21 protein-coding genes and 2 pseudogenes are annotated in these 21,358 nt (G+C 72.8%); 10 read left to right on the plus strand and 13 right to left on the minus strand.

The window, feature by feature from the left end; genetic code table 11:
* Positions 1–152 precede the first annotated feature (152 nt).
* A complete protein-coding gene (locus tag ABZ854_RS21150; protein ID WP_361212990.1) occupies positions 153–689 on the plus strand; it encodes a DUF2231 domain-containing protein in 537 nt (178 codons plus the stop codon).
* A 25-nt stretch (positions 690–714) separates the two neighbouring features.
* Here ABZ854_RS21150 and ABZ854_RS21155 read toward each other — a convergent pair.
* From ABZ854_RS21155 to ABZ854_RS21180, 6 genes and pseudogenes are all read right to left on the minus strand, one after another.
* A pseudogene (locus ABZ854_RS21155) lies at positions 715–807 on the minus strand (regulator); the annotation flags it as partial.
* Positions 808–977: 170 nt separating this feature from the next.
* Positions 978–1,721 carry a respiratory nitrate reductase subunit gamma gene (narI, locus tag ABZ854_RS21160; RefSeq protein ID WP_361212993.1) on the minus strand — a complete coding sequence of 248 codons (744 nt, stop codon included), beginning with the start codon at positions 1,719–1,721 and terminating at the stop codon, positions 978–980.
* Entirely contained in the window at positions 1,718–2,440 is a 723-nt protein-coding gene (gene narJ / locus ABZ854_RS21165; protein ID WP_361212996.1) for a nitrate reductase molybdenum cofactor assembly chaperone, read from the minus strand. The genes narI and narJ overlap by 4 nt, the downstream gene beginning before the upstream one ends.
* Positions 2,437–4,068 carry a nitrate reductase subunit beta gene (narH, locus tag ABZ854_RS21170; protein WP_361212999.1) on the minus strand — a complete coding sequence of 544 codons (1,632 nt, stop codon included), beginning with the start codon at positions 4,066–4,068 and terminating at the stop codon, positions 2,437–2,439. Before narH ends, narJ begins: the two co-directional genes overlap by 4 nt.
* Positions 4,068–7,760: a nitrate reductase subunit alpha gene (locus tag ABZ854_RS21175; RefSeq protein ID WP_361213191.1), complete on the minus strand. Its 3,693-nt coding sequence runs from the start codon at positions 7,758–7,760 to the stop codon at positions 4,068–4,070. Before ABZ854_RS21175 ends, narH begins: the two co-directional genes overlap by 1 nt.
* 318 nt (positions 7,761–8,078) lie before the next feature.
* Positions 8,079–8,402 (minus strand): SpoIIE family protein phosphatase, encoded by a 324-nt coding sequence (locus ABZ854_RS21180; RefSeq protein ID WP_361213002.1) that lies wholly within the window; start codon positions 8,400–8,402, stop codon positions 8,079–8,081.
* A gap of 88 nt (positions 8,403–8,490) precedes the next feature.
* On the opposite strand from ABZ854_RS21180, the gene ctaD reads away from it, so the two are divergent.
* The 4 genes from ctaD to ABZ854_RS21200 all read left to right on the plus strand — a co-directional run bounded on the left by ctaD (position 8,491) and on the right by ABZ854_RS21200 (position 12,290).
* Complete coding sequence (gene ctaD, locus ABZ854_RS21185) at positions 8,491–10,185, plus strand: cytochrome c oxidase subunit I (protein WP_361213005.1); 1,695 nt, start codon at positions 8,491–8,493, stop codon at positions 10,183–10,185.
* Between the two features lie 25 nt (positions 10,186–10,210).
* Positions 10,211–10,555: a cytochrome C oxidase subunit I gene (locus ABZ854_RS21190; RefSeq protein ID WP_361213008.1), complete on the plus strand. Its 345-nt coding sequence runs from the start codon at positions 10,211–10,213 to the stop codon at positions 10,553–10,555.
* Between the two features lie 150 nt (positions 10,556–10,705).
* Positions 10,706–11,284, plus strand: coding sequence for a hemerythrin domain-containing protein (locus ABZ854_RS21195; protein WP_361213011.1), 579 nt, complete (start codon positions 10,706–10,708; stop codon positions 11,282–11,284).
* A gap of 148 nt (positions 11,285–11,432) precedes the next feature.
* Positions 11,433–12,290, plus strand: a complete 858-nt coding sequence (locus ABZ854_RS21200; protein ID WP_361213014.1) for a Rieske 2Fe-2S domain-containing protein — start codon at positions 11,433–11,435, stop codon at positions 12,288–12,290.
* A gap of 193 nt (positions 12,291–12,483) precedes the next feature.
* Here ABZ854_RS21200 and ABZ854_RS21205 read toward each other — a convergent pair whose 3' ends face one another.
* Positions 12,484–13,014 carry a DUF488 domain-containing protein gene (locus tag ABZ854_RS21205; RefSeq protein WP_361213017.1) on the minus strand — a complete coding sequence of 177 codons (531 nt, stop codon included), beginning with the start codon at positions 13,012–13,014 and terminating at the stop codon, positions 12,484–12,486.
* A 34-nt stretch (positions 13,015–13,048) separates the two neighbouring features.
* Positions 13,049–13,261, minus strand: coding sequence for a DUF2945 domain-containing protein (locus ABZ854_RS21210; RefSeq protein ID WP_361213019.1), 213 nt, complete (start codon positions 13,259–13,261; stop codon positions 13,049–13,051).
* Positions 13,262–13,312: 51 nt separating this feature from the next.
* Between ABZ854_RS21210 and ABZ854_RS21215 the strand changes: the two genes are divergently transcribed.
* Positions 13,313–13,960 carry a peptide deformylase gene (locus tag ABZ854_RS21215; protein WP_361213022.1) on the plus strand — a complete coding sequence of 216 codons (648 nt, stop codon included), beginning with the start codon at positions 13,313–13,315 and terminating at the stop codon, positions 13,958–13,960.
* Positions 13,961–13,987: 27 nt separating this feature from the next.
* Here ABZ854_RS21215 and ABZ854_RS21220 read toward each other — a convergent pair whose 3' ends face one another.
* Positions 13,988–15,418 carry an NAD(P)/FAD-dependent oxidoreductase gene (locus ABZ854_RS21220; RefSeq protein ID WP_361213025.1) on the minus strand — a complete coding sequence of 477 codons (1,431 nt, stop codon included), beginning with the start codon at positions 15,416–15,418 and terminating at the stop codon, positions 13,988–13,990.
* A gap of 140 nt (positions 15,419–15,558) precedes the next feature.
* On the opposite strand from ABZ854_RS21220, the gene trxA reads away from it, so the two are divergent.
* The gene (gene trxA / locus ABZ854_RS21225) at positions 15,559–15,942 is read left to right on the plus strand and encodes a thioredoxin (protein WP_361213028.1); all 384 of its coding nucleotides are present in this window, start codon (positions 15,559–15,561) and stop codon (positions 15,940–15,942) included.
* Between the two features lie 94 nt (positions 15,943–16,036).
* On the opposite strand, the gene ABZ854_RS21230 is transcribed toward trxA, so the two are convergent.
* Positions 16,037–16,717, minus strand: coding sequence for a helix-turn-helix domain-containing protein (locus ABZ854_RS21230; protein ID WP_361213031.1), 681 nt, complete (start codon positions 16,715–16,717; stop codon positions 16,037–16,039).
* Between the two features lie 99 nt (positions 16,718–16,816).
* Between ABZ854_RS21230 and ABZ854_RS21235 the strand changes: the two genes are divergently transcribed.
* A complete protein-coding gene (locus ABZ854_RS21235) occupies positions 16,817–17,380 on the plus strand; it encodes an NAD(P)H-dependent oxidoreductase (RefSeq protein ID WP_361213034.1) in 564 nt (187 codons plus the stop codon).
* Between the two features lie 79 nt (positions 17,381–17,459).
* Here ABZ854_RS21235 and ABZ854_RS21240 read toward each other — a convergent pair.
* A pseudogene (locus ABZ854_RS21240) lies at positions 17,460–18,009 on the minus strand (GNAT family N-acetyltransferase).
* A gap of 86 nt (positions 18,010–18,095) precedes the next feature.
* On the opposite strand from ABZ854_RS21240, the gene ABZ854_RS21245 reads away from it, so the two are divergent.
* On the plus strand, positions 18,096–19,520 hold the full coding sequence (locus ABZ854_RS21245; protein ID WP_361213037.1) for an amidase: 1,425 nt from the start codon (positions 18,096–18,098) through the stop codon (positions 19,518–19,520).
* 93 nt (positions 19,521–19,613) lie between these two features.
* Here the strand turns inward: ABZ854_RS21245 and ABZ854_RS21250 are convergent, their stop codons facing one another.
* Both ABZ854_RS21250 and ABZ854_RS21255 read right to left on the minus strand, forming a co-directional pair.
* Positions 19,614–20,045 carry a hypothetical protein gene (locus ABZ854_RS21250; protein ID WP_361213040.1) on the minus strand — a complete coding sequence of 144 codons (432 nt, stop codon included), beginning with the start codon at positions 20,043–20,045 and terminating at the stop codon, positions 19,614–19,616.
* A 27-nt stretch (positions 20,046–20,072) separates the two neighbouring features.
* Positions 20,073–20,750 carry a helix-turn-helix domain-containing protein gene (locus tag ABZ854_RS21255; RefSeq protein ID WP_361213043.1) on the minus strand — a complete coding sequence of 226 codons (678 nt, stop codon included), beginning with the start codon at positions 20,748–20,750 and terminating at the stop codon, positions 20,073–20,075.
* A gap of 202 nt (positions 20,751–20,952) precedes the next feature.
* On the opposite strand from ABZ854_RS21255, the gene ABZ854_RS21260 reads away from it, so the two are divergent.
* Complete coding sequence (locus ABZ854_RS21260) at positions 20,953–21,306, plus strand: hypothetical protein (protein ID WP_361213194.1); 354 nt, start codon at positions 20,953–20,955, stop codon at positions 21,304–21,306.
* Positions 21,307–21,358: the final 52 nt, after the last annotated feature.

Here is a 21,358-nt window from a genome sequence, read left to right on the forward strand (position 1 = left end):
CGCGGCCCGGAGCGGCCGGGCGGCGATCCGCGGTCGCGGACCCGGTTCAGAAGATCCTCAGAGATTGCTGTGCGAGGCTGACGCGCCCCACCGGCCGGGACGCCACGCCGTGCCCGGCCGGCTTCCGTGGTCGCCTTCTGGAGGAACGCCCGATGAGCCTCACCGTGGTCGGCGGTCTGCCGGCCCATGTCCTGTTCGTGCACTTCGTGGTCGTCCTCGTGCCGCTGACCGCGCTGGCGCTCGTGGCCGGCGCGATATGGCCGGGCGCGGCCCGCCGCATGGGGATCGTGCTGCCGCTGCTGGCCCTGGTGACGCTGGCGAGCGTTCCCCTCGCCACGCATGCCGGGGAGTGGCTGGAGGCGCACGTCGGCAGCGACGCCCTGGTCCGCAGGCACGCCGAGCTGGGCGACGGGCTCCTCCCGTGGGCGGGGGGCCTGTTCGTGCTGGCGGCGGTGCTCTGGTGGACGACCCGCCGGCCGGCCATCGGCACCGGGACCGCCGGTGTGGGGACAGCCTCCGTGCCGTCGCGGCGTTCGCTGCCGCTCCGCGTCGTGACGACGGTGCTCTGCGTCGGGGTGGCCGCGGGCGCGGTCGTGGACGTGTACCGGATCGGCGACTCCGGGGCGAAGGCCGCCTGGCAGCACGGGTACTCCAAGACCGCCGTGGTCGACCGGACCGGCAACGGCTGAGCCCGGCGGGTAGCGCCGGGCGCCGTCATGCCGCGTGACCGCTGCCGTACGGCGCGAAGAGGTCCAGCAGGCGGACCCGGGTGGCCTGCAACCGGTGGGCGACGACCTGCCCCGCCCAGTAGGTGATCAGCGCCCCCAGCGCCGGCTCGGCCCGGCGACGTCGGCGGCCGTGGCGGGCGCCCTCACCTTCCTCTGGCTCGGCATGGAATGGTGCGGCTCCATCCTGATCGCCCGCCAGGAGGCCGTGGCGGCCCGGCGGTACGGCTCACGGCCACCACGCAGCGCGGCTCAGTAGCGCACGCCGATGCGCCGCCAGCGGCGGCCGCTGGTGCCGGGCTCGGTGGGGTGGGCGGGGACGCGGGTGCGGTAGAGGACGAAGGGCCGCCACAGGTACCACACCGGGACGCTCCAGGCGTGCACGAGCCGGGTGAACGGCCACACGGCGAGGATCGCCCAGGCGGCGGTGGCGTGGACCTGGTAGATCAGCGGGGCGTGCGAGATGGCGTGCACGTCGGGGTTGCCGGCGAACAGCCCCCGGAACCACAGGGCGACGCTCTGCCGGTAGTCGTAGCCCGCGCCGAACAGGTTGATGCCCATCGTCGGGATGATGCCGAGCACGATGACGATCGCGAGCAGGATCAGCGCGAGCCAGTCGACGGGGCTGGTGGTGGCGCGCACCCGGGGCACGGTGGTGCGGCGGAAGGCGAGGACGGCGACGCCGAGGATCACGCCGAGCGCGGCGACGGTGCCGCCGATCGAGGAGAACCAGCGGTAGGTGTCCTCGGGGATGCCCAGCCAGCGGGTGAAGGACTCGGGGACCAGGATGCCGAGCACGTGCCCGGCGATGGCGGCGAAGGTGCCGTAGTGGAACAGCGGGCCGCCCCACTTCAGCAGCCGCCCCTCCTGGAGCTGGGTCGAGCGGCTGGTCCAGCCGAACTGGTCGTAGCGCCACCGCCAGACGTGGCCGACGACGAACGTGGCGAGGGCGAGGTAGGGCAGGATGACCCACCACCACAGGTCCCAGGAACTCATCGGACGCCGTCTCCGTTCGTCGGCAGGAGGGGTGAGGTGGACGCGGAGGGTGCCCCCGGACGCTCGGTGGGGGCCGCGCCCATGTACTCGGGCGGGGCGAAGGGCTCCAGGCCCACCTCCTCGCGGGGCGGCCCCTCGGTGGCGAGCCGGCGCAGGGTGTCCCGGTCGCGTCCGCGCGGTGCGGGCAGCCGGCCGCAGACCGCGTCGAGGACCGGGGCGTAGAGGTCGTCGCGGTCGCGCAGGGCTCCGCGCAGCAGTTCCAGGCCGGACTGGCACTGCAGCAGGACCCGGCGGCCGGGTTCGGGGGCGAGCGAGGCGAACTCCAGCACCAGTGGCAGGAAGTCGGGCAGTTCGGCGCCGGGCGGCTCGTGGCCGGCCTGGCGGTAGACGTGCTTGAGGGCGAGCAGGGCCATGCCGCGGGCCCGGGTGTCGCCGTGCCGGTAGTAGGTGAGGTGCAGGCTGCGGCGCCGGGTGTGGTCGAAGGTCTCCACGTAACCCTGGGCCGCCGCCGTCGGGGTCAGCGCGCGGAGTGCGCCGGTGACGTGGGCCAGCCGGTCCCGGTCGGCAGCGTCGGCGAGGGCAGGGAGCGCGGCGGTCACCTCGTCGAGCCGGCCGAGCACCGTCTCGTCCGGGTAGCGCAGCAGGATCGACGCGATGCGGTGCAGCAGCGGGCTGTCGCCGGGCGCGTGGCGCGCGGGGCGGATGCGGCGGCGGATCACTTCGCGCCCTCCTCGCCGAACAGGCCGGGCGCCCGGCCGCTGCCGTCCCAGCCGAGCAGGTTGAAGCGGACCTGACCCTCGTCGTCGCGGAAGTGGCTGCCGCCGTGCGGCGCGGAGAGGCCGGGCAGCGTGGGGGGTGCGGTGCCGAGCTGGTCCTGGTCGTGGTCGGCGTAGTCGGCGCCGCCGCCCGGGTAGTCCAGCGAGCAGTGCTGCGCCATCAGGGCGCCGGTGCCCTCCGCGTGGACGCGTGGGATGACGTAGCGGTCGTCGTACTTGGCGATGGCGAGCAGCCGGTACAGGTCCTCGATCCCCTCGGCGTCGGTGCCGACGGAGGCCAGCAGGTCGTGGTCGACGGGGTCGCCGAGCTGCTGGGCGCGCATGTGGGCGCGCATCGCGGTGAGCCGGCGCAGCACGCCCTCGACGACGGTGGTGTCGCCGGCGGTGAACAGGTTCGCCAGGTACTCCATGGGGATGCGCAGCGAGTCGATGGCGGCGAAGATCCGGTCGGGGTCGTCGTCGTGGTAGCCGGTGGCGTGCACGGCGTCGGCGACCGGGGAGAGCGGGGGCACGTACCAGACCATCGGCATGGTGCGGTACTCCGGGTGGAGCGGCAGCGCCACCCTGTGCTTCGTGATGAGGGCGTTCACCGGGGAGCGCTTCGCGGCCTCGATCCAGTCGTGGGCGATGCCGTCGCGGGCGGCGGCCGCCTGCACCTCGGGGTCGTGGGGGTCGAGGAACACCGACAGCTGGGCCTCGTACAGGTCCTTCTCGTCGGTGACGGACGCGGCCTGGAGGACGGCGTCGGCGTCGTAGAGCATCACGCCGAGGTGGCGGAGCCGGCCGACGCAGGTCTCGGAACAGACGGTGGGCTGCCCCGCCTCGATGCGCGGGTAGCAGAAGGTGCACTTCTCGGCCTTGCCGGTGCGGTGGTTGAAGTACACCTTCTTGTACGGGCAGCCGCTCACGCACATCCGCCAGCCCCGGCAGCGGTCCTGGTCGACCAGGACGATGCCGTCCTCCGCCCGCTTGTACATGGCGCCGGACGGACAGGAGGCGACGCAGGACGGGTTGAGGCAGTGCTCGCAGATCCGCGGCAGGTAGAACATGAACGCCTGCTCGAACTCCATGCGCACCTGCTCCGCCATGCCCTCCAGGTTGGGGTCGGCGGCGGCGTGGGTGCCGGAGCCGGCGAGGTCGTCGTCCCAGTTGGGGCCGCGTACGGGCCGCATGTCCCGGCCGGTGAGCTGCGACTTGGGGCGGGCGCTGGGGAAGGCGTCCGACAGCGGGGCCGTGGTCAGGCTCTGGTAGTCGTACGTCCACGGCTCGTAGAAGTCGTCGAGGGAGGGCAGGTCGGGGTTGTAGAAGAGGGTGAGGAGCTTGCGCAGCCGCCCGCCGGCCTTCAGCCTCAGCTTGCCGTGCCGGTCGAGTTTCCAGCCGCCCTTCCACTGCTCCTGGTCCTCGTAGCGGCGGGGATAGCCCGAACCGGGCTTCGTCTCCACGTTGTTGAACCAGACGTACTCCGAGCCGGAGCGGTTGGTCCAGGTCTGTTTGCAGGTCACCGAGCAGGTGTGGCAGCCGATGCACTTGTCGAGGTTCATCACCATGGCGATCTGACTCATGACGCGCATCAGAACTGCACCTCCTGTCCGCGCCGCCGGATGACGGTGACCTCGTCGCGCTGGTTGCCGGTGGGGCCGATGTAGTTGAAGCCGTACGAGAACTGGGCGTAGCCGCCGATGAGATGGGTGGGTTTCACCAGCAGGCGGGTGAGGGAGTTGTCGCCGCCGCCGTGCAGTCCGGAGGTCTCGGTGCGCGGCACGTTCAGATGCCGGTCCATGGTGTGGTACATGAACACGGTGCCCTCGGGCATGCGGTGGGTGACGACGGCCCGGCAGGCGACGACGCCGTTGCGGTTGTACGCCTCGATCCAGTCGTTGTCCGCGACGCCGATGCGTTCCGCGTCCAGCGGGCTCATCCAGATCACCGGCCCGCCGCGGAACAGGGTGAGCATGTGCAGGTTCTCCTGGTACTCGGAGTGGATGGACCACTTCGAGTGCGGGGTCAGGTAGCGGACCACGAGTTCGGGGCGGCCGTCGGGCGAGCGGCTCGGGTCGCCGAAGTGGCCGAGCACATTCAACGGCGGCCGATATACGGGGAGTTGCTCGCCGAACTCGGCCATCCAGTCGTGGTCGAGGAAGAAGTGCTGGCGGCCGGTGAGGGTGTGCCAGGGTTTGAGGCGTTCGACGTTGACGGTGAACGGCGAGTAGCGCCGGCCCCCGGACTCGGTGCCGGACCATTCCGCGGAGGTGATCACGGCGCGCGGCTGGGTGCGGGTGTCCTCGAAGGTGATCCGGTCGCCGGAGCGTTCCTCGGCGAGGTCGGCCAGTTCGACTCCGGTACGGCGTTCCAGTGCGCGCAGCGACTCGACCGCGAGCCGTCCGTTGGTGGTGCCGGACAGCGCGAGGATCGCCTCGCAGAACTGGACGTCCCGGGCGATGGAGGGCCGTCCGTCGCCGGCGCCGCCGCGCACGGTGCCGTTGCGGGAGCGCAGGTAGGCGATCTCCTCGCCGGGTTTCCAGGTGAGGCCCTTGGTGGTGGTGCCGAGCGTGTCGAGCAGGGGTCCGACGGCGGCCATCTTCTCGGCGACGGCCGCGTAGTCGCGTTCCACCACGATCAGTTTGGGCATGGTGCGGCCGGGCACCGGCGCGCACTCCCCCGCCTTCCAGTCCCGCACCCGGCCGTGCGGCTGGGCCAGTTCGTCCGGGGTGTCGTGGGCGAGCGGCGCGGCGATCACGTCCCGGCGGGTGCCGAGGTGGACTGCGGCGAGCCGGGAGAACTCGGCGGCGATGGTGTGGAAGGCGTCGAAGTCGCTGCGGGTCTGCCAGGGCGGCGCGATGGCCGGGTTGAAGGCGTGCACGAAGGGGTGCATGTCGGTGGAGGACAGGTCGTGCTTCTCGTACCAGGTCGCGGCGGGCAGCACGATGTCGGAGAACAGGCAGGTGCTGGTCATCCGGAAGTCGACGGCCACCGACAGGTCGAGTTTGCCGACGGGCGCCCGCTCGCGCCAGGTGACGTCCTTCGGGCGCAGGTGCGGCGGTGTCTCCTCGGCGGTGACGGCGTCGTCGGTGCCGAGGAGGTGCCGCAGCATGTACTCATGGCCCTTCATCGACGACGCGAACAGGTTCGCGCGCCAGATGAGCAGGACGCGGGGGAAGTTGGCCGGGTCGTCGGGGTCCTCGGCGGCGAACCGCAGCCTGCCCGCCCTCAGTTCCTCGACGATGTGCTCCTGGACGTCCTTGCCGGCCCGCTCGGCCTCGTCGCACAGGTCGAGCGGGTTGCGGTCGAACGCCGGGTGGGAGGGCATCCAGCCGAGGCGGGCGGCGAGCGCGTTGCAGTCCGGCAGGGTGCGGCCGGCGAGGGTGCCCTGGCCGAGGGGGCTCGTCAGGACATCGGCGGGGAACGCCTCGTAGCGCCACTGGTCGGTGGCGAGCCAGAACAGCGGGGTGCCGACCATGTGCCGGGTGGGCCGCTGCCAGTCCAGGCCGAAGGCGAGGTGGAACCAGCCGGTCAGCGGCCGCACCTTCTCCTGGCCCACGTAGTGCGCCCAGCCGCCGCCGTTGACGCCCTGGCTGCCGGTGAGCATCACCAGCGACAGGAAGGCCCGGTAGATCTGGTCGGAGTGGAACCAGTGGTTGGTGCCGGCCCCCATCGCGATCATCGAGCGGCCCCGCGTGCGCTCGGCGTTGCGGGCGAACTCCCGCGCGACCCGGGCCGCGGCCTTGGCCGGCACCCCGGTCAGGGTCTCCTGCCAGGCCGGGGTGCAGGGCGTGGCCACGTCGTCGTACCCGATGGGCCACTCGCCCGGCAGTCCCTCGCGGCCGACGCCGTACTGGGCGAGGACCAGGTCGAAGACCGTGGTCACCAGGTGGCCCCCGATCCGCGCGGCCGGCACACCGCGCCGGACCGTGCCGCCGGACTCGCCGGGGCCCGCGTCGAAGCGCGGCAGGTCCACGGGCAGCGGCTCGGCGCCGGGGCGGCCGTGCAGGGACAGCAGCGGGTCGACGCCGTCCAGGCGGAGGTTCCAGCGCGGGTCCGGGGAGTCCGTCTCACCGGGCCAGCGGAAGCCCAGCGAGCCGTTCGGGACGACCGGTTCGCCGGTGTGCGCGTCCAGCAGCACGGTCTTGAACTCGGCCGCCTCGTCATCGCGGCCGGGCGGGTCGGACAGGCCGGGCAGGTCCGGCAGGTCGGCGGCCGTGAGGAACTTGTCCGGGACGTACGCCGTCCCCTTCTCCCCCGTCCGCTCGCGCAGCCGTACCAGGAACGGCAGGTCGGTGTAGGTCTTGGCGTACTCGGTGAAGTACGGCACCTGCCGGTCGCGGTAGAACTCGCTGAGGATGACATGGCCCATCGCCATGGCCAGCGCCCCGTCGGTGCCGGGCGCGGCGGCTAGCCAGTCGTCGGCGAACTTGGTGTGGTCGCCGTAGTCCGGCGAGACCACCACGACCTTCTGCCCCTTGTAGCGGGCCTCGGTCATGAAGTGGGCGTCCGGGGTGCGGGTGACGGGCAGGTTGGTGCCCCACACGATCAGATAGCCGGCGTTCCACCAGTCGCCGGACTCCGGTACGTCGGTCTGGTCGCCGAAGACCTGCGGGGAGGCCATCGGCAGGTCGGCGTACCAGTCGTAGAAGGAGGAGATGGTGCCGCCGATCATCGACAGGAACCGGGTGCCGGCGGCGTACGACGCCATGGACATCGCCGGGATCGGGGAGAACCCGACGATCCGGTCCGGGCCGTACCGTTTGACGGTGTCCACCTGCGCGGCCGCGATCAGTTCGGTCACCTCCGCCCAGGTGCCGCGCACGAAGCCGCCCTTGCCGCGGGCCCGTTTGTACGCGGACGTGCGCTCGGGGTCTGCGGTCAGCCACGCCCAGGCCTCCACCGGGTCGGGGTGCTCGGCCTTCGCCCGCCGCCACAGCTGGAGCAGGGGGCCGCGGACGTAGGGGTAGCGGATCCGGGTGGGCGAGTACGTGTACCAGGAGAAGGAGGCGCCGCGGGGGCAGCCGCGGGGCTCGTACTCCGGGGAGTCGGGGCCGACGGAAGGGTAGTCGGTGGCCTGGGTCTCCCAGGTGATGATGCCGTCCTTGACGTACACCTTCCACGAGCAGGAACCGGTGCAGTTGACGCCGTGCGTGGAGCGGACCTCGCGGTCGTGCCGCCAGCGTTCGCGGTAGAACTCCTCGGCCGCGCGGCCGCCCTCGCGGTACAGGATCCGCCGGTCGGGTGACTGCTCGCCCGGGAAGAAGTACTGCGCCGAGCGCATCAGCCGTTCCGCCGCCTCACCGGCGCGGTCCTGGGTCACGTGCGTCGCCTCCTCCTGCGTGGTGGTGCGGTCGGACTCGGGCCGGCTGACGGCCGGTCAGGCGCCGTCGCGGCAGGAGTCGGAGGACGACGGGTCGGACCGCCCACCGGCGCGCGGCGCGGCACCCGCCGCCGGCCGGGCCCGGGCGGCCAGCTCAGTCTCAGCCGCCCCCACCCGGCCTGCAACCGGCCATGCGCGCGAAACGGGCGCGAGGCCCCGGCCGCGTGGCGGCCGGACGACCGGTCGATCGGGCCTCGGCCGCCGTGCTTGCCGCCGCGCTCACTCCGGTGCGTGACACAGCGCCAGTACGGCGATGTCGTCGCCCGGGGCCGGGGCCGGGGCCACCTGCTCCACCAGCTCGTCGAGCAGCGTCTCCGGGGTGCGCCCGCGCAGCCGTACCGCCGCACGGCTGAGCCGCTCCAGACCGGCGGACAGATCCTCACCGCGCCGCTCCATCAGACCGTCGGACAGCGCGTCCGGCAGCCGGGAGCGCTGGAGGTAGGTGGCGATGTGCCGTTGGCCGCGCGCACCGCCGGCCGGGCCGGGCCGATTGCTCCACTCGTGTGTGAGAACCGCCCGTTCGGCGGTGTGTCGGCCGCTCACGGCTTCCCTCCGGGCCGCGAGCCGCGAGTATGGCGCACGACTGACGCCATGGCGCGGGCGAACCGCGAGCATCGGAGAAACGCGACCTGTGACTATTCTCAACAGCCCTGAGCCCTCGGCCGAGCCCACCTACGACAGTGAGGTGCCGGTCCGGCGCAGGCAGCCCGGCAGCGTCGTGGTCAAGTGGATGACGACCACCGACCACAAGACGATCGGCACGATGTATCTGACGACGTCGTTCGCGTTCTTCATCATCGGTGGCGTGATGGCGCTGCTGATGCGCGCCGAGCTGGCCCGTCCGGGTCTGCAGATCATGTCGAGCGAGCAGTTCAACCAGGCGTTCACGATGCACGGCACCGTGATGCTGCTGATGTTCGCCACCCCGCTGTTCGCCGGCTTCACCAACTGGATCATGCCGCTTCAGATCGGCGCGCCGGACGTGGCGTTCCCGCGGCTGAACATGTTCGCCTACTGGCTCTACCTGTTCGGCTCGCTCATCGCGGTCGGCGGCTTCCTCACCCCGGACGGCGCGGCCGACTTCGGCTGGTTCGCCTACTCCCCGCTGACGAACGCCGTGCACAGCCCGGGACTCGGCGCCGATCTGTGGATCGTGGGCCTGGCCTTCTCCGGCTTCGGCACGATCCTCGGCTCGGTCAACTTCATCACGACGATCATCTGCATGCGCGCCCCGGGCATGACCATGTTCCGGATGCCGATCTTCGTGTGGAACGTGCTGCTGACCGCCGTACTGGTCCTGTTCGCCTTCCCGGTCCTGGCCGCTTCGCTGTTCGCCCTGGAGGCGGACCGCAAGTTCGGCGCCCACGTCTTCGACGCCTCCAACGGCGGGGCGCTGCTCTGGCAGCACCTCTTCTGGTTCTTCGGCCATCCCGAGGTGTACATCATCGCGCTGCCGTTCTTCGGCATCATCACCGAGGTCATCCCGGTCTTCAGCCGTAAACCGATCTTCGGCTACATGGGCCTGGTCGCGGCGACGATCTCGATCGCCGGTCTGTCCCTGGCGGTGTGGGCGCACCACATGTACGTCACCGGCGGTGTGCTGCTGCCGTTCTTCTCCTTCATGACGTTCCTCATCGCGGTCCCGACCGGGGTGAAGTTCTTCAACTGGATCGGCACGATGTGGAAGGGCTCACTGTCCTTCGAGACACCGATGCTGTGGGCGGCGGGCTTTCTCGTCACCTTCCTCTTCGGCGGGCTGACCGGCATCATCCTGGCGGAACCGCCGCTGGACTTCCACGTCTCCGACTCGTACTTCGTGGTGGCGCACTTCCACTACGTCGTCTTCGGCACCGTCGTCTTCGCGATGTTCGCCGGCTTCCACTTCTGGTGGCCCAAGTTCACCGGCAAGATGCTCGACGAGCGCCTCGGCAAGATGACGTTCTGGATGCTGTTCTGCGGCTTCCACGGCACGTTCCTCATCCAGCACTGGCTGGGAGTCGAGGGGATGCCACGCCGGTACGCCGACTATCTCGCCGGCGACGGATTCACCACGCTCAACACGATCTCGTCGATCAGCTCGTTCCTGCTGGGCATGTCGATGCTGCCGTTCTTCTACAACATCTGGAAGACCGCCAAGTACGGCAAGCCGGTCGGCGTGGACGACCCGTGGGGCTACGGCCGTTCGCTGGAGTGGGCGACCTCCTGCCCGCCGCCGCGGCACAACTTCGTGACGCTGCCGCGGATCCGGAGCGAGGGTCCCGCATTCGACCTGCACCACCCGCAGATCGCGCTGGCCGAGGCGGAGGCCCACGGCACCCGCGCATGAGGGTCCGACAGCGGTGAGGAGCGATGTGTCGAGGCAGCGAGCCGAGGGAGTCCGTCTCGGCAACGAGGTGGAGGGCTACCTGCTGTGGCAGGCCACGGTCGCGGTGGCCGAGCAGCGGGCGCGGGAGTTCGTGACGCCCCTGGACTGGCTGACGACGGCACAGCGCACCGAGGTCGAGCAGGCGTACGTCGCCGACAGCCTCCGGCGTGCCCAGCAGGACCTGGAACGGATCGCGGCCCGCTGCCGGTCACTGCGCGGCGAGTACGAGGAGCGCTACCGGACGCTCCGCGCCCGCTGCCTGGCGGGCACGCTGGCGGTGGGCGCCTGCCTCGTGGCGGTGGCCGCGGCGTCGGTGTCCCTGGGCCGTTGACGCAGGTGCCACCGGGCTGTTGACGCCGGATGTCCTCGGGCCGTGGACGCCGGGGTCAGCGCGGCGCGTGTCGGCGGGGCGGACGGGGGTACTCAACCGGCCCGGCGGGACCGGCGTGAGGCACGGCCACCCTGAAGAAGGCGATCGGGCATGTCGATTCACACAACGGTGGGCCAGGACCCGGACAGCAACGACGTCGTGATCCTGCTGGAGCAGCAGCACGAGGAGATCCGGCGCCGGATGGAGCGGGTGCTCGCCGTCGACGGCAAGGAGCGGCGCAAGGCGCTCCACTCGCTGGTCCACCTCCTGCCGGTGCACGAGACGGCCGAGGAGGAGGTCGTCCACCCGCACGTCCGGCGTGTCCTGGAGGACGGCGACGAGCTGGTCGCCGGTCTGCTGGAGCAGGAGGCGGAGGCCAAACGGCTGTTGGCGGCTCTGGAGGACACCGACCCGGACGCCGCCGAGTTCAGGCCCCGGTTCGTCGCCCTGCGCGACGCCGTGGAGGCGCACGCCCGGGCCGAGGAGGAGCAGGAGTTCCCCGCGCTGCGGGCGGCCTCCGACGACGGGGCGCTGCAGACCCTGGCGAAACTCCTGCGCACCGCCGAGATCGTCGCCCCCACCCGCCCGCACCCCGGCATGGAGTCCCGCGCCAGGAACCTCGCACTGGGGCCGTTCGCCGCGGTGGCCGACCGCACGCGCGACGCCGTGCGCAGGATGCTGGGCGGCTGACGTCCGGTCCGGTCGGGCCTCGCCGCGCCGTTCCGGAGCGATGCCACCGGGGCGCGGAGGTGTCAGCCGTATGGACGCGCGGGCGCGGCCCCGGGGGCAGCTCGGTGCGAGGGTGGGCACGGGTGCGAGCGAACGAGGAGCCACCGGCATGCCGAAGGCGATCGAGGACATCATCGAAGGCGTCGAGAATCTCAATGCACTCGACGGTCTCTGCGACACGGCCGCCGGCTGGGTGGCCCGGGCCACGAGCCGCGACGCGGTCAAGAACGCGCTGTCGGGGACCTGGCTGAGTCATCCGCTGCACCCCGTGCTGACGGACCTGCCCATCGGGGCCTGGGTGATGGCCTCGGCCCTGGACCTGACGGCGGGCGGATCCGGGGCGGCGTCGGCGCGCCGCCTGGTGGGCCTGGGGCTGGTCGCCACCGTGCCGGCCGCCGTGGCGGGGGCGGCCGACTGGTCCGACACCTACGGCGGGACGAGACGGGTCGGCCTCGTGCACGCCTTGGGCAATGTCGTGGCGACCACGTTGCAGGCCGCGTCCTGGGCGGCCCGACGGCGAGGACGGCACCGGGCCGGGGCGGCGCTCGGCTGCGCCGGTCTCGGCCTCACCGTGTGCGCCGCCTACCTGGGCGGTCACCTGTCGTACGTCCGGGGCGTCGGCGTCGACCACACCGCGTTCCAGGAGACCGTCACCGACTGGACCGAGGTCGCGGCGCTGTCCGCACTGACCGACGGCGTACCCCTGCGGGTCACGGCCGGCGGCGTGCCGGTGATGCTGGTACGGCACGCCGGGGAGCTGTACGCGCTCTCGGCGACCTGCACCCACGCCGGGGGGCCGCTCGACGAAGGGGCGGTCCTCGACGACGGCTGCGTCCGCTGCCCCTGGCACGGCAGCGTCTTCCGGCTCGCGGACGGCGCCGCCGTACGGGGCCCGGCGACAGTCGACGAGCCACGCTGGGACGTGCGGACCGACGGTGACCGCGTGTATGTGCGCAGCGCGCGATGACGCGGGACCGGCCTCCGTGACCGTGCCGCGGTCCGTGATCGCCCCACCGGCCGAGTCCGCGCTGTGTGATCGCGCACGGCTGCACCGCAACGGTCCGCAGGGGCGCGGGGGACGCGGTGGCCCGAGGGTTGCGCGCCCCGAAGGGGCGCGGGGAACTGCGCGACCGGCCCCGGCGGCGCGGCAGCCGAGCGGCTCATTCGTCCGGGGGCGGCGGGTAGATCAGGTGGCCGTCCCGGACGCGGGCGTGTTCGTTGAGGGCGGCCGGTTTCGACGACGTGGGCGAGAGGATGTGCAGCACCTCCACGCCGGCGACGAGCAGCGCGTCGGTGACGAGCCGGCGGTGACAGCGCCAGGGCACCGCCTCGCTGCACATGATGGCCGGCCGTTCGTGCCCGGCCAGGTCGAGCAGTTCGGCGAGACCGTGCGCGAACTCCTCACCGGCCATGTAGTCGGCGTAGTCCCGGAAGGCCTTGACCCGCCAGGCGCCGTTGACGCTGGGCACGCCCTTGGGGGTGTGCCGCCGGCCGCCCAGCCGGCGGATCCAGCGGTAGGAGATGTCGGACGGCAGGGCCTCGGTGATCGCCGCCTGGTTCCACTGCGGGTACTTCCTCGACGACGGGAAGGAGCGGACGTCGGCCAGGCAGGTGACGTCGTGGGCGCGCAGCATCGCCAGGAGCTCGTCGAAGTCGCGGGTCGAGTGCCCGACCGTACAGACGCGGTTCACCGTTCCACCGCCTCACCCACCGCGGGTCCGTCCGCTACAGCTTCGTCAGCGCGCCCCCCTTGTGGAGGGCGACGTGGTCGGTCCGGTCGCTCTTGATCTCGTACTGCGGGTCGTCCTTGGAGCAGCGGCGCATGTGCCCCTTGTACTCGACGTCGCGGGTGTGCTTCTTGATGATCACGCCTTCGACGGGTCCGGCCTCCGAGTTCCACCGGACGTGGTCGCCGACGGCGAACTGCGCTTGCGTCATGCTGTCGCAAGTACCCCGGGTGGCGAGCGCCCAACGTGGCATGCTGGCGTGATGGCGACACCCAGTGACGACCGCGCACCTCTCGCCGAACGGGTCGAGGAGCTCCTCGCCGCGGGCGGGCCCCTGCCCATCGTCGCGGCGGGCCATCCCGTCCTGCGGCGGGGCACGGAGCCGTACGACGGGCAGCTCGGCGACGCTCTGCTGGCCCGGTTCGTCGAGTCCCTGCACGGCACGATGCGCGCGGCGCCCGGCGTGGGCCTCGCCGCCGTGCAGGTGGGCGTGCCGCTGCGGATCGCGGTCATCGAGGATCCGGCGCCGGTGTCCGAGGAGGTCGCGCGGGTCCGGGGCCGGGTGCCGCAGCCGTTCCGGGTGCTGGTCAATCCGTCGTACGAGCCCGTCGGCACCGCTCGTGCCGCGTTCTTCGAGGGCTGTCTGAGCGTGCCGGGCTGGCAGGCGGTGGTGGCCCGGCCCGTCGAGGTGCGGCTGCGGGGCCAGGACGAGCTGGGCCGCGAGGTGGACGAGGCCTTCACCGGCTGGCCCGCCCGGATCGTGCAGCACGAGACGGACCACCTGGACGGCACGCTCTACCTGGACCGGGCCGAGCCGCGCTCGCTGTCGACGAACGAGGCGGTGCTGGCCCGCTGGAACGCTCCGGCCCCGGTGGCGGCAGCCGAGGCGCTGGGCTTCGGGCTGCCGTAGCGGCTGCGGAGACGCCGTACAGCAGGCTCAGCTGTCCCGGTACGCCTCCAGCAGGCGCAGCCACACCTCGCTGAGCGTCGGGTACGAGGGCACCGCGTGCCACAGGCGGCCGATCGGGACCCGGCCGGCGACCGCGACGGTGGCCGAGTGGACGAGTTCTCCGACGCCTGGGCCGACGAAGGTGACGCCTCGCAGGATCTCCTGCTCGACGTCGACGACCATGCGGGCGCGGCCCCGGTAGTCCTCGCCGTACAGACCCGCCCCGGCGACCGAGGAGAACTCGACGTCGACCGCGCGCACGCGGTGCCCGGCCTGTTCGGCCTCGGCGAGGGACAGGCCGACGGCACCGGCCTCGGGGTCGGTGAAGACGACCTGGGGTACGGCGTCGTGGTCGGCGGTGGCCGAGTGGGCGCCCCAGGGCTCTGCGGTCACGGGGTCGCCGGCGGCGCGTGCGGCGATGGCGGAGCCGGCGATACGGGCCTGGTACTTGCCCTGGTGGGTGAGGAGCGCCCGGTGGTTGACGTCGCCGACCGCGTACAGCCAGTCGGTGCCGGTGACGCGGAGGGTGTCGTCGGCGTCGAGCCAGGAGCCGGGTTCGAGGCCGACGGTGTCGAGCCCGATGTCGTCCGTCTGTGGGGCGCGGCCGGTGGCGAAGAGGATCTCGTCGGCCTCGATGCAGTCGCCGGTGCCCGTGACGGCGACGACGGTCCCGTTCTCGCGGGTCGCGGACGCGACGGAGGTGCCGGTGCGCAGGTCGACGCCGGCCTCGGTGAGCGCCTTGGCGATGAGTTCACCGGCGAAGGGTTCCATGCGGTTGAGCAGGCCCTTGCCGCGGACGAGGAGGGTGACGCGGGAGCCGAGGGCCTGCCAGGCGGTGGCCATCTCGGTGGCGACGACACCGCCGCCGACGACGATCAGCCGGCCCGGGGCGGCCTTGGCGCTGGTGGCCTCCCTGCTGGTCCAGGGCCCCACACCGTCGAGTCCGGGCAGGTCGGGCAGCTGGGCGCGGGTGCCGGTGCAGACGGCGACGGCGTGCCGGGCGGTGAGGGTGGTGACGGTGCCGTCGGGTCCGGTGACGGTGACCGTGCGGGGGCCGGCGAGCCGGCCGTGGCCCCGGTACAGGTCGGCGCCGATGCCGTCGAGCCAGCCGACCTGGCCGTCGTCCTGCCAGTGCGAGGTGTAGGTGTCGCGCCGGCTGAGGACGGCGTCGGTGTCGAGGGGCCCCTGGACGGCCCCGCTCAGGCCAGGCAGGCGGCGGGCGTCGGCCCGGGCGATGACCGGTCTGAGCAGCGCCTTGCTGGGCATGCACGCCCAGTACGAGCACTCGCCGCCGACGAGTTCGCTCTCCACGACCGCGGTGGTCAGGCCGCCCGCGCGGATGCGGTCGGCGACGTTCTCCCCCACGGGTCCGGCGCCGAGCACCACGACGTCGTACGCGATGGCTTCCGTTTCCGTCATGGGGTCAGTCTGCTGGGTGGTGTGCCCGGTGGCCACATGGGTACGTGCGCGGAATACGGGCGTACGCGCACCGGAATACGCGACCGGCCGCCCGCGTTGGCGTCGTCGGCAGCACCCCGACACCAGGAAGAGGGAAGGCCATGAGCAGCAGCACCGTGGAGCTGACCAAGGAGAACTTCGACCAGATGGTCACGGAGAACGAGTTCGTTCTCATCGACTTCTGGGCGGAGTGGTGCGGGCCGTGCCGTCAGTTCGCACCCGTGTACGAGAAGGCTGCCGAGGGCAATCCGGACCTGGTGTTCGGCAAGGTGGACACGGAGGCGCAGCCGGAGCTGGCGCAGGCCTTCGGCATCCAGTCGATCCCGACGCTGATGATCGTCCGTGACCAGGTCGCCGTGTTCGCGCAGCCGGGCGCGCTCCCCGAGGCCGCGCTGACCGACGTCATCGGACAGGCCCGCAAGCTGGACATGGACGAGGTCCGTAAGAGCATCGCCGAGCAGCAGGGGCAGGACGGGGCGCAGTAGCACCCGGGAGGGGGACGACGGCCTGCCCTGGGGCCCGCGGCCGTGCCGCGGGCCCTTTCGGCGCGCCGGAGAGCGCTTGGCGTCCGACCGGCCCTCAGCGGGGCGGTTCCGTGCGGGTGACACGGGCGACCAGGTCCATCCAGCCGGTCTCCAGCCGCTCCATGGGCATCCCGCACTGCCGGATCAGGTGGTGGATCAGGGCGGGGTCGAGGCTGGCCATGAGGGTCTGGGCGAGGAGGTCGCAGTCGGCGGTCGGCACCAGCTTGCGCAGCAGCACCGTGACGTGGGTGCGCAGCGCGAGCGCGGCCGGGTGGGAGAACCGGCGGGTCGGGTGCGGCTGGGCGGCCAGTTGCAGGTCGAGCTGCTCGGCCGAGCGGTACAGCACCGCCACACCGAACGCCCGGAGCCGCTCCAGCGGTGGCGCGCCGGGCCCCAGGGGCGCGGGTCCGCCGAGGAAGTCGGCCTGGAGCTGCTTCGCCGAGTGGTCCAGCAGGGCCGTCAGCAGCCCGGTGCGGTCGCCGAAGCGGCGGAACACCGTGCCCTTGCCGACCTGCGCCGCGGCGGCCACCGCCTCCATGGTGACCCCCTCCACCCCGTGCTCGGCGATCAGCCGGGCGGCGGCCTCCAGCAGCCGGGCCCGGTTGCGCGCGGCGTCGGCGCGCAGGCAGGGCTCGTCCGGAGCCGGGCCGACCTCCAGCAGGTGCGGCGGACCGAGGGACTCCGGGGGCTTCGGGAAGGGGGGCGGGGCGCTGGACATGAAGCCAGCGTAAAGCATCGGGAACAAAACTGGACCGCGGTCCGGTTAGCCTGATACAAACTTAAACGGACCTCGGTCCGGATCGTTGAAGCGCTTGTCACCCCCCTTGGAGTTCCCATGTCTGTTCGCATCCTCGCGCTCGTCGGCAGCCTCCGCGCCGGTTCGCACAACCGCCAGCTCGCCGAGGCGGCCGTCAAGCTCGCCCCGGAGGGCGCGGACGTCGTGCTCTACGAGGGTCTCGCCGAGCTCCCCTTCTACAACGAGGACATCGACGTCGAGGGCAGCGTCCCGGCCGCCGCGGCCGCGCTGCGGGAGGCCGCCGGTGCCGCCGACGCCTTCCTGCTCTTCTCGCCCGAGTACAACGGCACCATCCCGGCCGTCCTGAAGAACGCCATCGACTGGCTGTCCCGCCCCTACGGCGCCGGCGCCTTCGGCGGCAAGCCGGTCGCCGTCATCGGCACCGCCTTCGGCCAGTACGGCGGCGTGTGGGCGCAGGACGACACCCGCAAGGCCGTGGGCATCGCCGGCGGCAAGGTGATCGAGGACATCAAGCTGTCCATCCCGGGCTCCGTGACCCGCTTCGCCGAGACCCACCCGGCCGACGACGCCGAGGTCGCCGCGCAGCTGACCGAGGTCGTCGCCCGCCTGCACGGCAACGTCGGCGAGGCCGTGGCCGCCTGACACCCGCGACTGCGGTCTTTTCACGCGAACGCCGAACGCCCGGCCGGACTCTTCCGGCCGGGCGTTCCGGCTTTCCGGCTCACCCCACCCGTACGGCCGGACTCCACACGCCGAACCACTGCTCGGCGTCGTAGGCGTGGAACCGCTCCACCTCGGTGAACCCCAGGCCGGCCGCCAGGCGCATCGAGCGCTCGTTGGCGGTCTGGGTGCGCAACACCACGCATGCGCCGGGACGTTCCGCGGCGAACCAGTCGAGGGCCGCCGCGCACGCCTCGGCGCCGTACCCGCGGCCCCACGCCCTTGGCATCAGCAGGTAACCGAGTTCGGCCTGACCGAGGTCCGGCCGAACTGTGCCCCGCGCTCTCCTCGTCGTGCGGGGTGAGGTGGACGACGCCGATCATCGCTCCGTCGAGCTCGATGACGAAGTGACCGGGCCGTCGCGCGGGTATCTCCGGTACCTCGCGGTCGAGTTCGGCGCGCGGTCGCGGGCCCCCGAGGTAGACGTGCACGTCGGCCGAGGCGAGCAGGTCGATGAAGGCCACGCGGTCGCGGGCCTCCGACTCACGGAGCACGAGCCGCTCGGTCCTGATCGGGGCGGGTGGCCAGGCGACAGCGGCGAGTTCGGTCATGGCCGGGAACCTATCGCACACCCTCGCCCGAGAGGTTACCGTTCGGTAGACACCGTGCCAGGACGCTCCCCCGGAGGTTCCCCGCCATGACGCCCGACCGTGCCGCAGGTCTCGCGGAGTCCGTTCGCGCGCTGGCCGAGGGCGAGGTGACCTCCCGCACCCTGGTGGAGCGGTCCCTGGCCCGGATCGCGGCCACCCAGCCGACGCTGAACGCCTTCCGCGTGGTGCGCGCCGAGGCCGCCCTGGCCGAAGCGGACGCCGCTGACCGGGAGTTGGCGGCAGGCGTGCGGCGGCCGCTGCTGGGCGTTCCGGTGGCGGTGAAGGACGACATGGACGTGGCGGGCGAGCCGACCGCGTTCGGCTGCCGGGGCGACTTCCCCGCCGCGGCCGAGGACGGGGAGGCGGTACGACGGCTGCGCGCCGCCGGAGCGGTGATCATCGGCAAGACCAACACCTGCGAGCTGGGGCAGTGGCCGTTCACCGAGGGCGCCGCGTTCGGGGACACCCGCAATCCGTGGCACACCGGCCACACTCCCGGAGGTTCCTCGGGCGGTTCGGCCGCCGCCGTCGCGGCGGGCCTGGTACCGGCCGCGCTGGGGTCGGACGGCGCCGGATCGGTGCGGATCCCGGCCTCCTGGACCCATCTGGTCGGCATCAAGCCCCAGCGCGGCCGCATCTCGACCTGGCCGCGCGGCGAGTCCTTCCAGGGCATCACCGTCAACGGCACCCTGGCCCGCACGGTCGCCGACGCCGCCCTGCTGCTCGACGCGGCGAGCGGCAACCACGCCCGGGACCCGCACTGCCCGGCCGCCCTGACCGTTTTCGACGCGGTCGGCCGCGACCCGGGGCGGCTGCGCATCGCCCTGTCGCTGAAGCCGCCGTTCACCGCGGTACCGGCCCGCCTCCACCCTCAGGTGCGGGCCCTCGTCGTCCGACTCGCCGAGAAGCTGGCCGCGTTGGGGCACGACGTGGAGGAGGCCGACCCGCCGTACGGCCAGATCGGGCTGACCTTCGTGCCCCGGGCCACCGTGGGCATCGCCGAGTGGGTCCGCGACGCGCCCGACCCGGCACTGCTCGACCGGCGCACCCGGGACGCGGCCCGGCTGGGCCGGCTGCTCGGCGGGGCCCCGCTGCGGGCGGCCCGGCGCGCCGAGGCGGTCCTGCACCGGCGGATCGGCGGGTTCTTCGGGTCGTACGACGTGGTCCTCGCGCCGACGACGGCCGCTCCCCCGCCCCGGATCGGCGCCCTGTACAGGCTCGGCGGGCTGGCCACCGACCGCGCGATGATCGCCGCCTGCCCCTATGCCTGGCCGTGGAACGTCCTCGGCTGGCCCGGCGTCAACGTCCCCGCGGGCTTCGTCGCGCCCGGACTCCCGGTGGGCGCCCAGCTCCTCGGTCCGGCCGCGAGCGAGCCGTTGCTCGTCTCGCTCGCCGCCCAGCTGGAGGCTGAGCTGAACTGGCACGAGCGGTGGCCGCCCCAAGTGCAGGCGGCGGACGCCGAGGCCGCGTGACGGCGCCAGGGCGTGTCGCGCGACACGCCTCAGAGGTCAGCCCGCGGGCGCGACGCCCCGAGGTCACCTCGCGGACGAGACACGCCGCAGAGGTCACCTCGCGGCGAGGAGGCTGACGCCGAGGGCGATCAGGACGGCGACCTTGGCGGCCTCGAACCCCACATACCACAAGTGGCTGCGGGAGCGCGGCAGTTCCTCGCCGGCCAGGACCCGGTCGGAGCGTCGGTTCAGGCGCGGCCGGACGACGGCCAACTGGCCGAGGAGCAGAACGGCCGCGGCGGCCGTCAGGGCGATCACCCCGGACGCGGCCGAGCCGCCCACGGCGACCGCGGCGATGACGACGGCGGCCAGCACGGCCTCCACGGCGTTCAGCGCCCGGAACACCAGCCGGCCGATGCCCAGGCCCACGGGTATGGTCACGCCCGGCGCGCGGAACTTGAGCGGCGCCTCCAGGAAGGAGATCGCCAGCACCATTCCGAGCCAGACGAAGACGACCGCGCTCGCGGCGGCCGATGCGGTGTTCATCGGTGGAAAACTACCTCTCCTGGCGCTTCAGTCGTCGGCGGCCGCCCCGGCCAAATGGGCCAGGCAGACGTCGGGTTCGGCGAACGGTTCGAGGGCGGTGGCGGTCAGCGGCGCGCGCAGCTCCGCCAACGCGCCCTGCATCAGACCGAGATGGACTGGGCAGACCAACTGGCCGTACTCCTCGGCGAGTTCGAGGAAGGGGCAGTGGCGCAGCCGGATCCGTTCCGGAGTCGTGCGGCCGGCCTCTTCGCCGCCTTCCGGCTCGGGTGCGAAGCCCAGGTCGTCCAGCAGGGCGAGGAGTCCGGCCGTGGCGCGCTCGGCCTTGGGCGGGCGGCCGGGCGGCAGCGGGTCCACCAGGAAACGGCCCCAGGTGCGGCCCGTCTCCAGTGCCTCGGCGTGCGCCTCGGCCGGGTCGGCGCCGGCCCAGCGGCTCAGCAGCATGCGCGCGAGCAGCCGGTAGCCGCGGGTGCCGCCGCGGTCCATGCCGGGCCGGGCGGTGTACACGGTCCGCGGCCGGCCGGGGCCGGAGGGGTCGTCCACCCGGCGTTCGACGAGCCCGTCGGTGACCAGCGCGTCCAGGTGGAAGCGCACGGTGTTGGGGTGCACGCCCATCCGTTCGGCCGTCTCGCTCACGCCGAGCGGGGCGGGGGCGGCGCGCAGCACGTCCAGGACTGCGCGCCGGCGCGGACTCTCCCGCGTGCCCATGGAGGACCACTCCTTTCACCTGCACGCATTTTTCACGATCGCGGTCTGGAGTAATTGTAGGGTGGACCCCGTGGAGCACAGGAACCGAGGGGACCGCGCGACCCCGCCGCCCGCCACCGGCACGGACCCGGCACACCGCACCGGGGCACCACCCGAACAGCCCGCGCATCCCCAACAGCCCGAACAGCCCGAACCGCGCGTCCTGTGCGATGCCGTCGCCCTCGCCGCCGGTCCCCCGGCTCCGGGCGCGGTGCTGTGGAAGCTGGCCGAGGAGGGCCGCCAACTCGACGCCAACGTGGTCCGGCTGACGCCGGGCGCCCGCGTCGACACCCACACCGAGCCCCACCTGGACGTCCTGCTGCTCGTCGTCTCCGGGGACGGTGCCGTCGGCAGCGGCACCCAGGACGAGCCCCGGGCCCTGGCGGAGGGCGCCGTACTCTGGCTGCCGCACGGCTCGACCCGCAGCATCACCGCGGGCCAGCGCGGCCTCGCCTACCTGACCGTGCACCGCCGCCGCCCGGGCATGCAGATCAGATCCCGCGCCGACCTGCCGTAACGCCTGGAGTCGGGACGGACGTTGCGCCCGGGGCCGGGAGAGCTAGGGTGCC

The organism is Streptomyces sp. NPDC047028, from assembly GCF_040644095.1.
Classification (GTDB): domain Bacteria; phylum Actinomycetota; class Actinomycetes; order Streptomycetales; family Streptomycetaceae; genus Streptomyces.

Coding starts and splice junctions, on each gene's coding strand:
- ABZ854_RS21150 (WP_361212990.1), top strand. CDS start 153: ATGAGCCTCACCGTGGTCGGCGGTCTGCCGGCCCATGTCCTGTTCGTG.
- narI (WP_361212993.1), bottom strand. CDS start 1,721: ATGAGTTCCTGGGACCTGTGGTGGTGGGTCATCCTGCCCTACCTCGCC.
- narH (WP_361212999.1), bottom strand. CDS start 4,068: ATGCGCGTCATGAGTCAGATCGCCATGGTGATGAACCTCGACAAGTGC.
- ABZ854_RS21175 (WP_361213191.1), bottom strand. CDS start 7,760: ATGCGCTCGGCGCAGTACTTCTTCCCGGGCGAGCAGTCACCCGACCGG.
- ABZ854_RS21195 (WP_361213011.1), top strand. CDS start 10,706: ATGTCGATTCACACAACGGTGGGCCAGGACCCGGACAGCAACGACGTC.
- ABZ854_RS21200 (WP_361213014.1), top strand. CDS start 11,433: ATGCCGAAGGCGATCGAGGACATCATCGAAGGCGTCGAGAATCTCAAT.
- ABZ854_RS21210 (WP_361213019.1), bottom strand. CDS start 13,261: ATGACGCAAGCGCAGTTCGCCGTCGGCGACCACGTCCGGTGGAACTCG.
- ABZ854_RS21215 (WP_361213022.1), top strand. CDS start 13,313: ATGGCGACACCCAGTGACGACCGCGCACCTCTCGCCGAACGGGTCGAG.
- ABZ854_RS21220 (WP_361213025.1), bottom strand. CDS start 15,418: ATGACGGAAACGGAAGCCATCGCGTACGACGTCGTGGTGCTCGGCGCC.
- trxA (WP_361213028.1), top strand. CDS start 15,559: ATGAGCAGCAGCACCGTGGAGCTGACCAAGGAGAACTTCGACCAGATG.
- ABZ854_RS21230 (WP_361213031.1), bottom strand. CDS start 16,717: ATGCTTTACGCTGGCTTCATGTCCAGCGCCCCGCCCCCCTTCCCGAAG.
- ABZ854_RS21235 (WP_361213034.1), top strand. CDS start 16,817: ATGTCTGTTCGCATCCTCGCGCTCGTCGGCAGCCTCCGCGCCGGTTCG.
- ABZ854_RS21245 (WP_361213037.1), top strand. CDS start 18,096: ATGACGCCCGACCGTGCCGCAGGTCTCGCGGAGTCCGTTCGCGCGCTG.
- ABZ854_RS21250 (WP_361213040.1), bottom strand. CDS start 20,045: ATGAACACCGCATCGGCCGCCGCGAGCGCGGTCGTCTTCGTCTGGCTC.
- ABZ854_RS21255 (WP_361213043.1), bottom strand. CDS start 20,750: ATGGGCACGCGGGAGAGTCCGCGCCGGCGCGCAGTCCTGGACGTGCTG.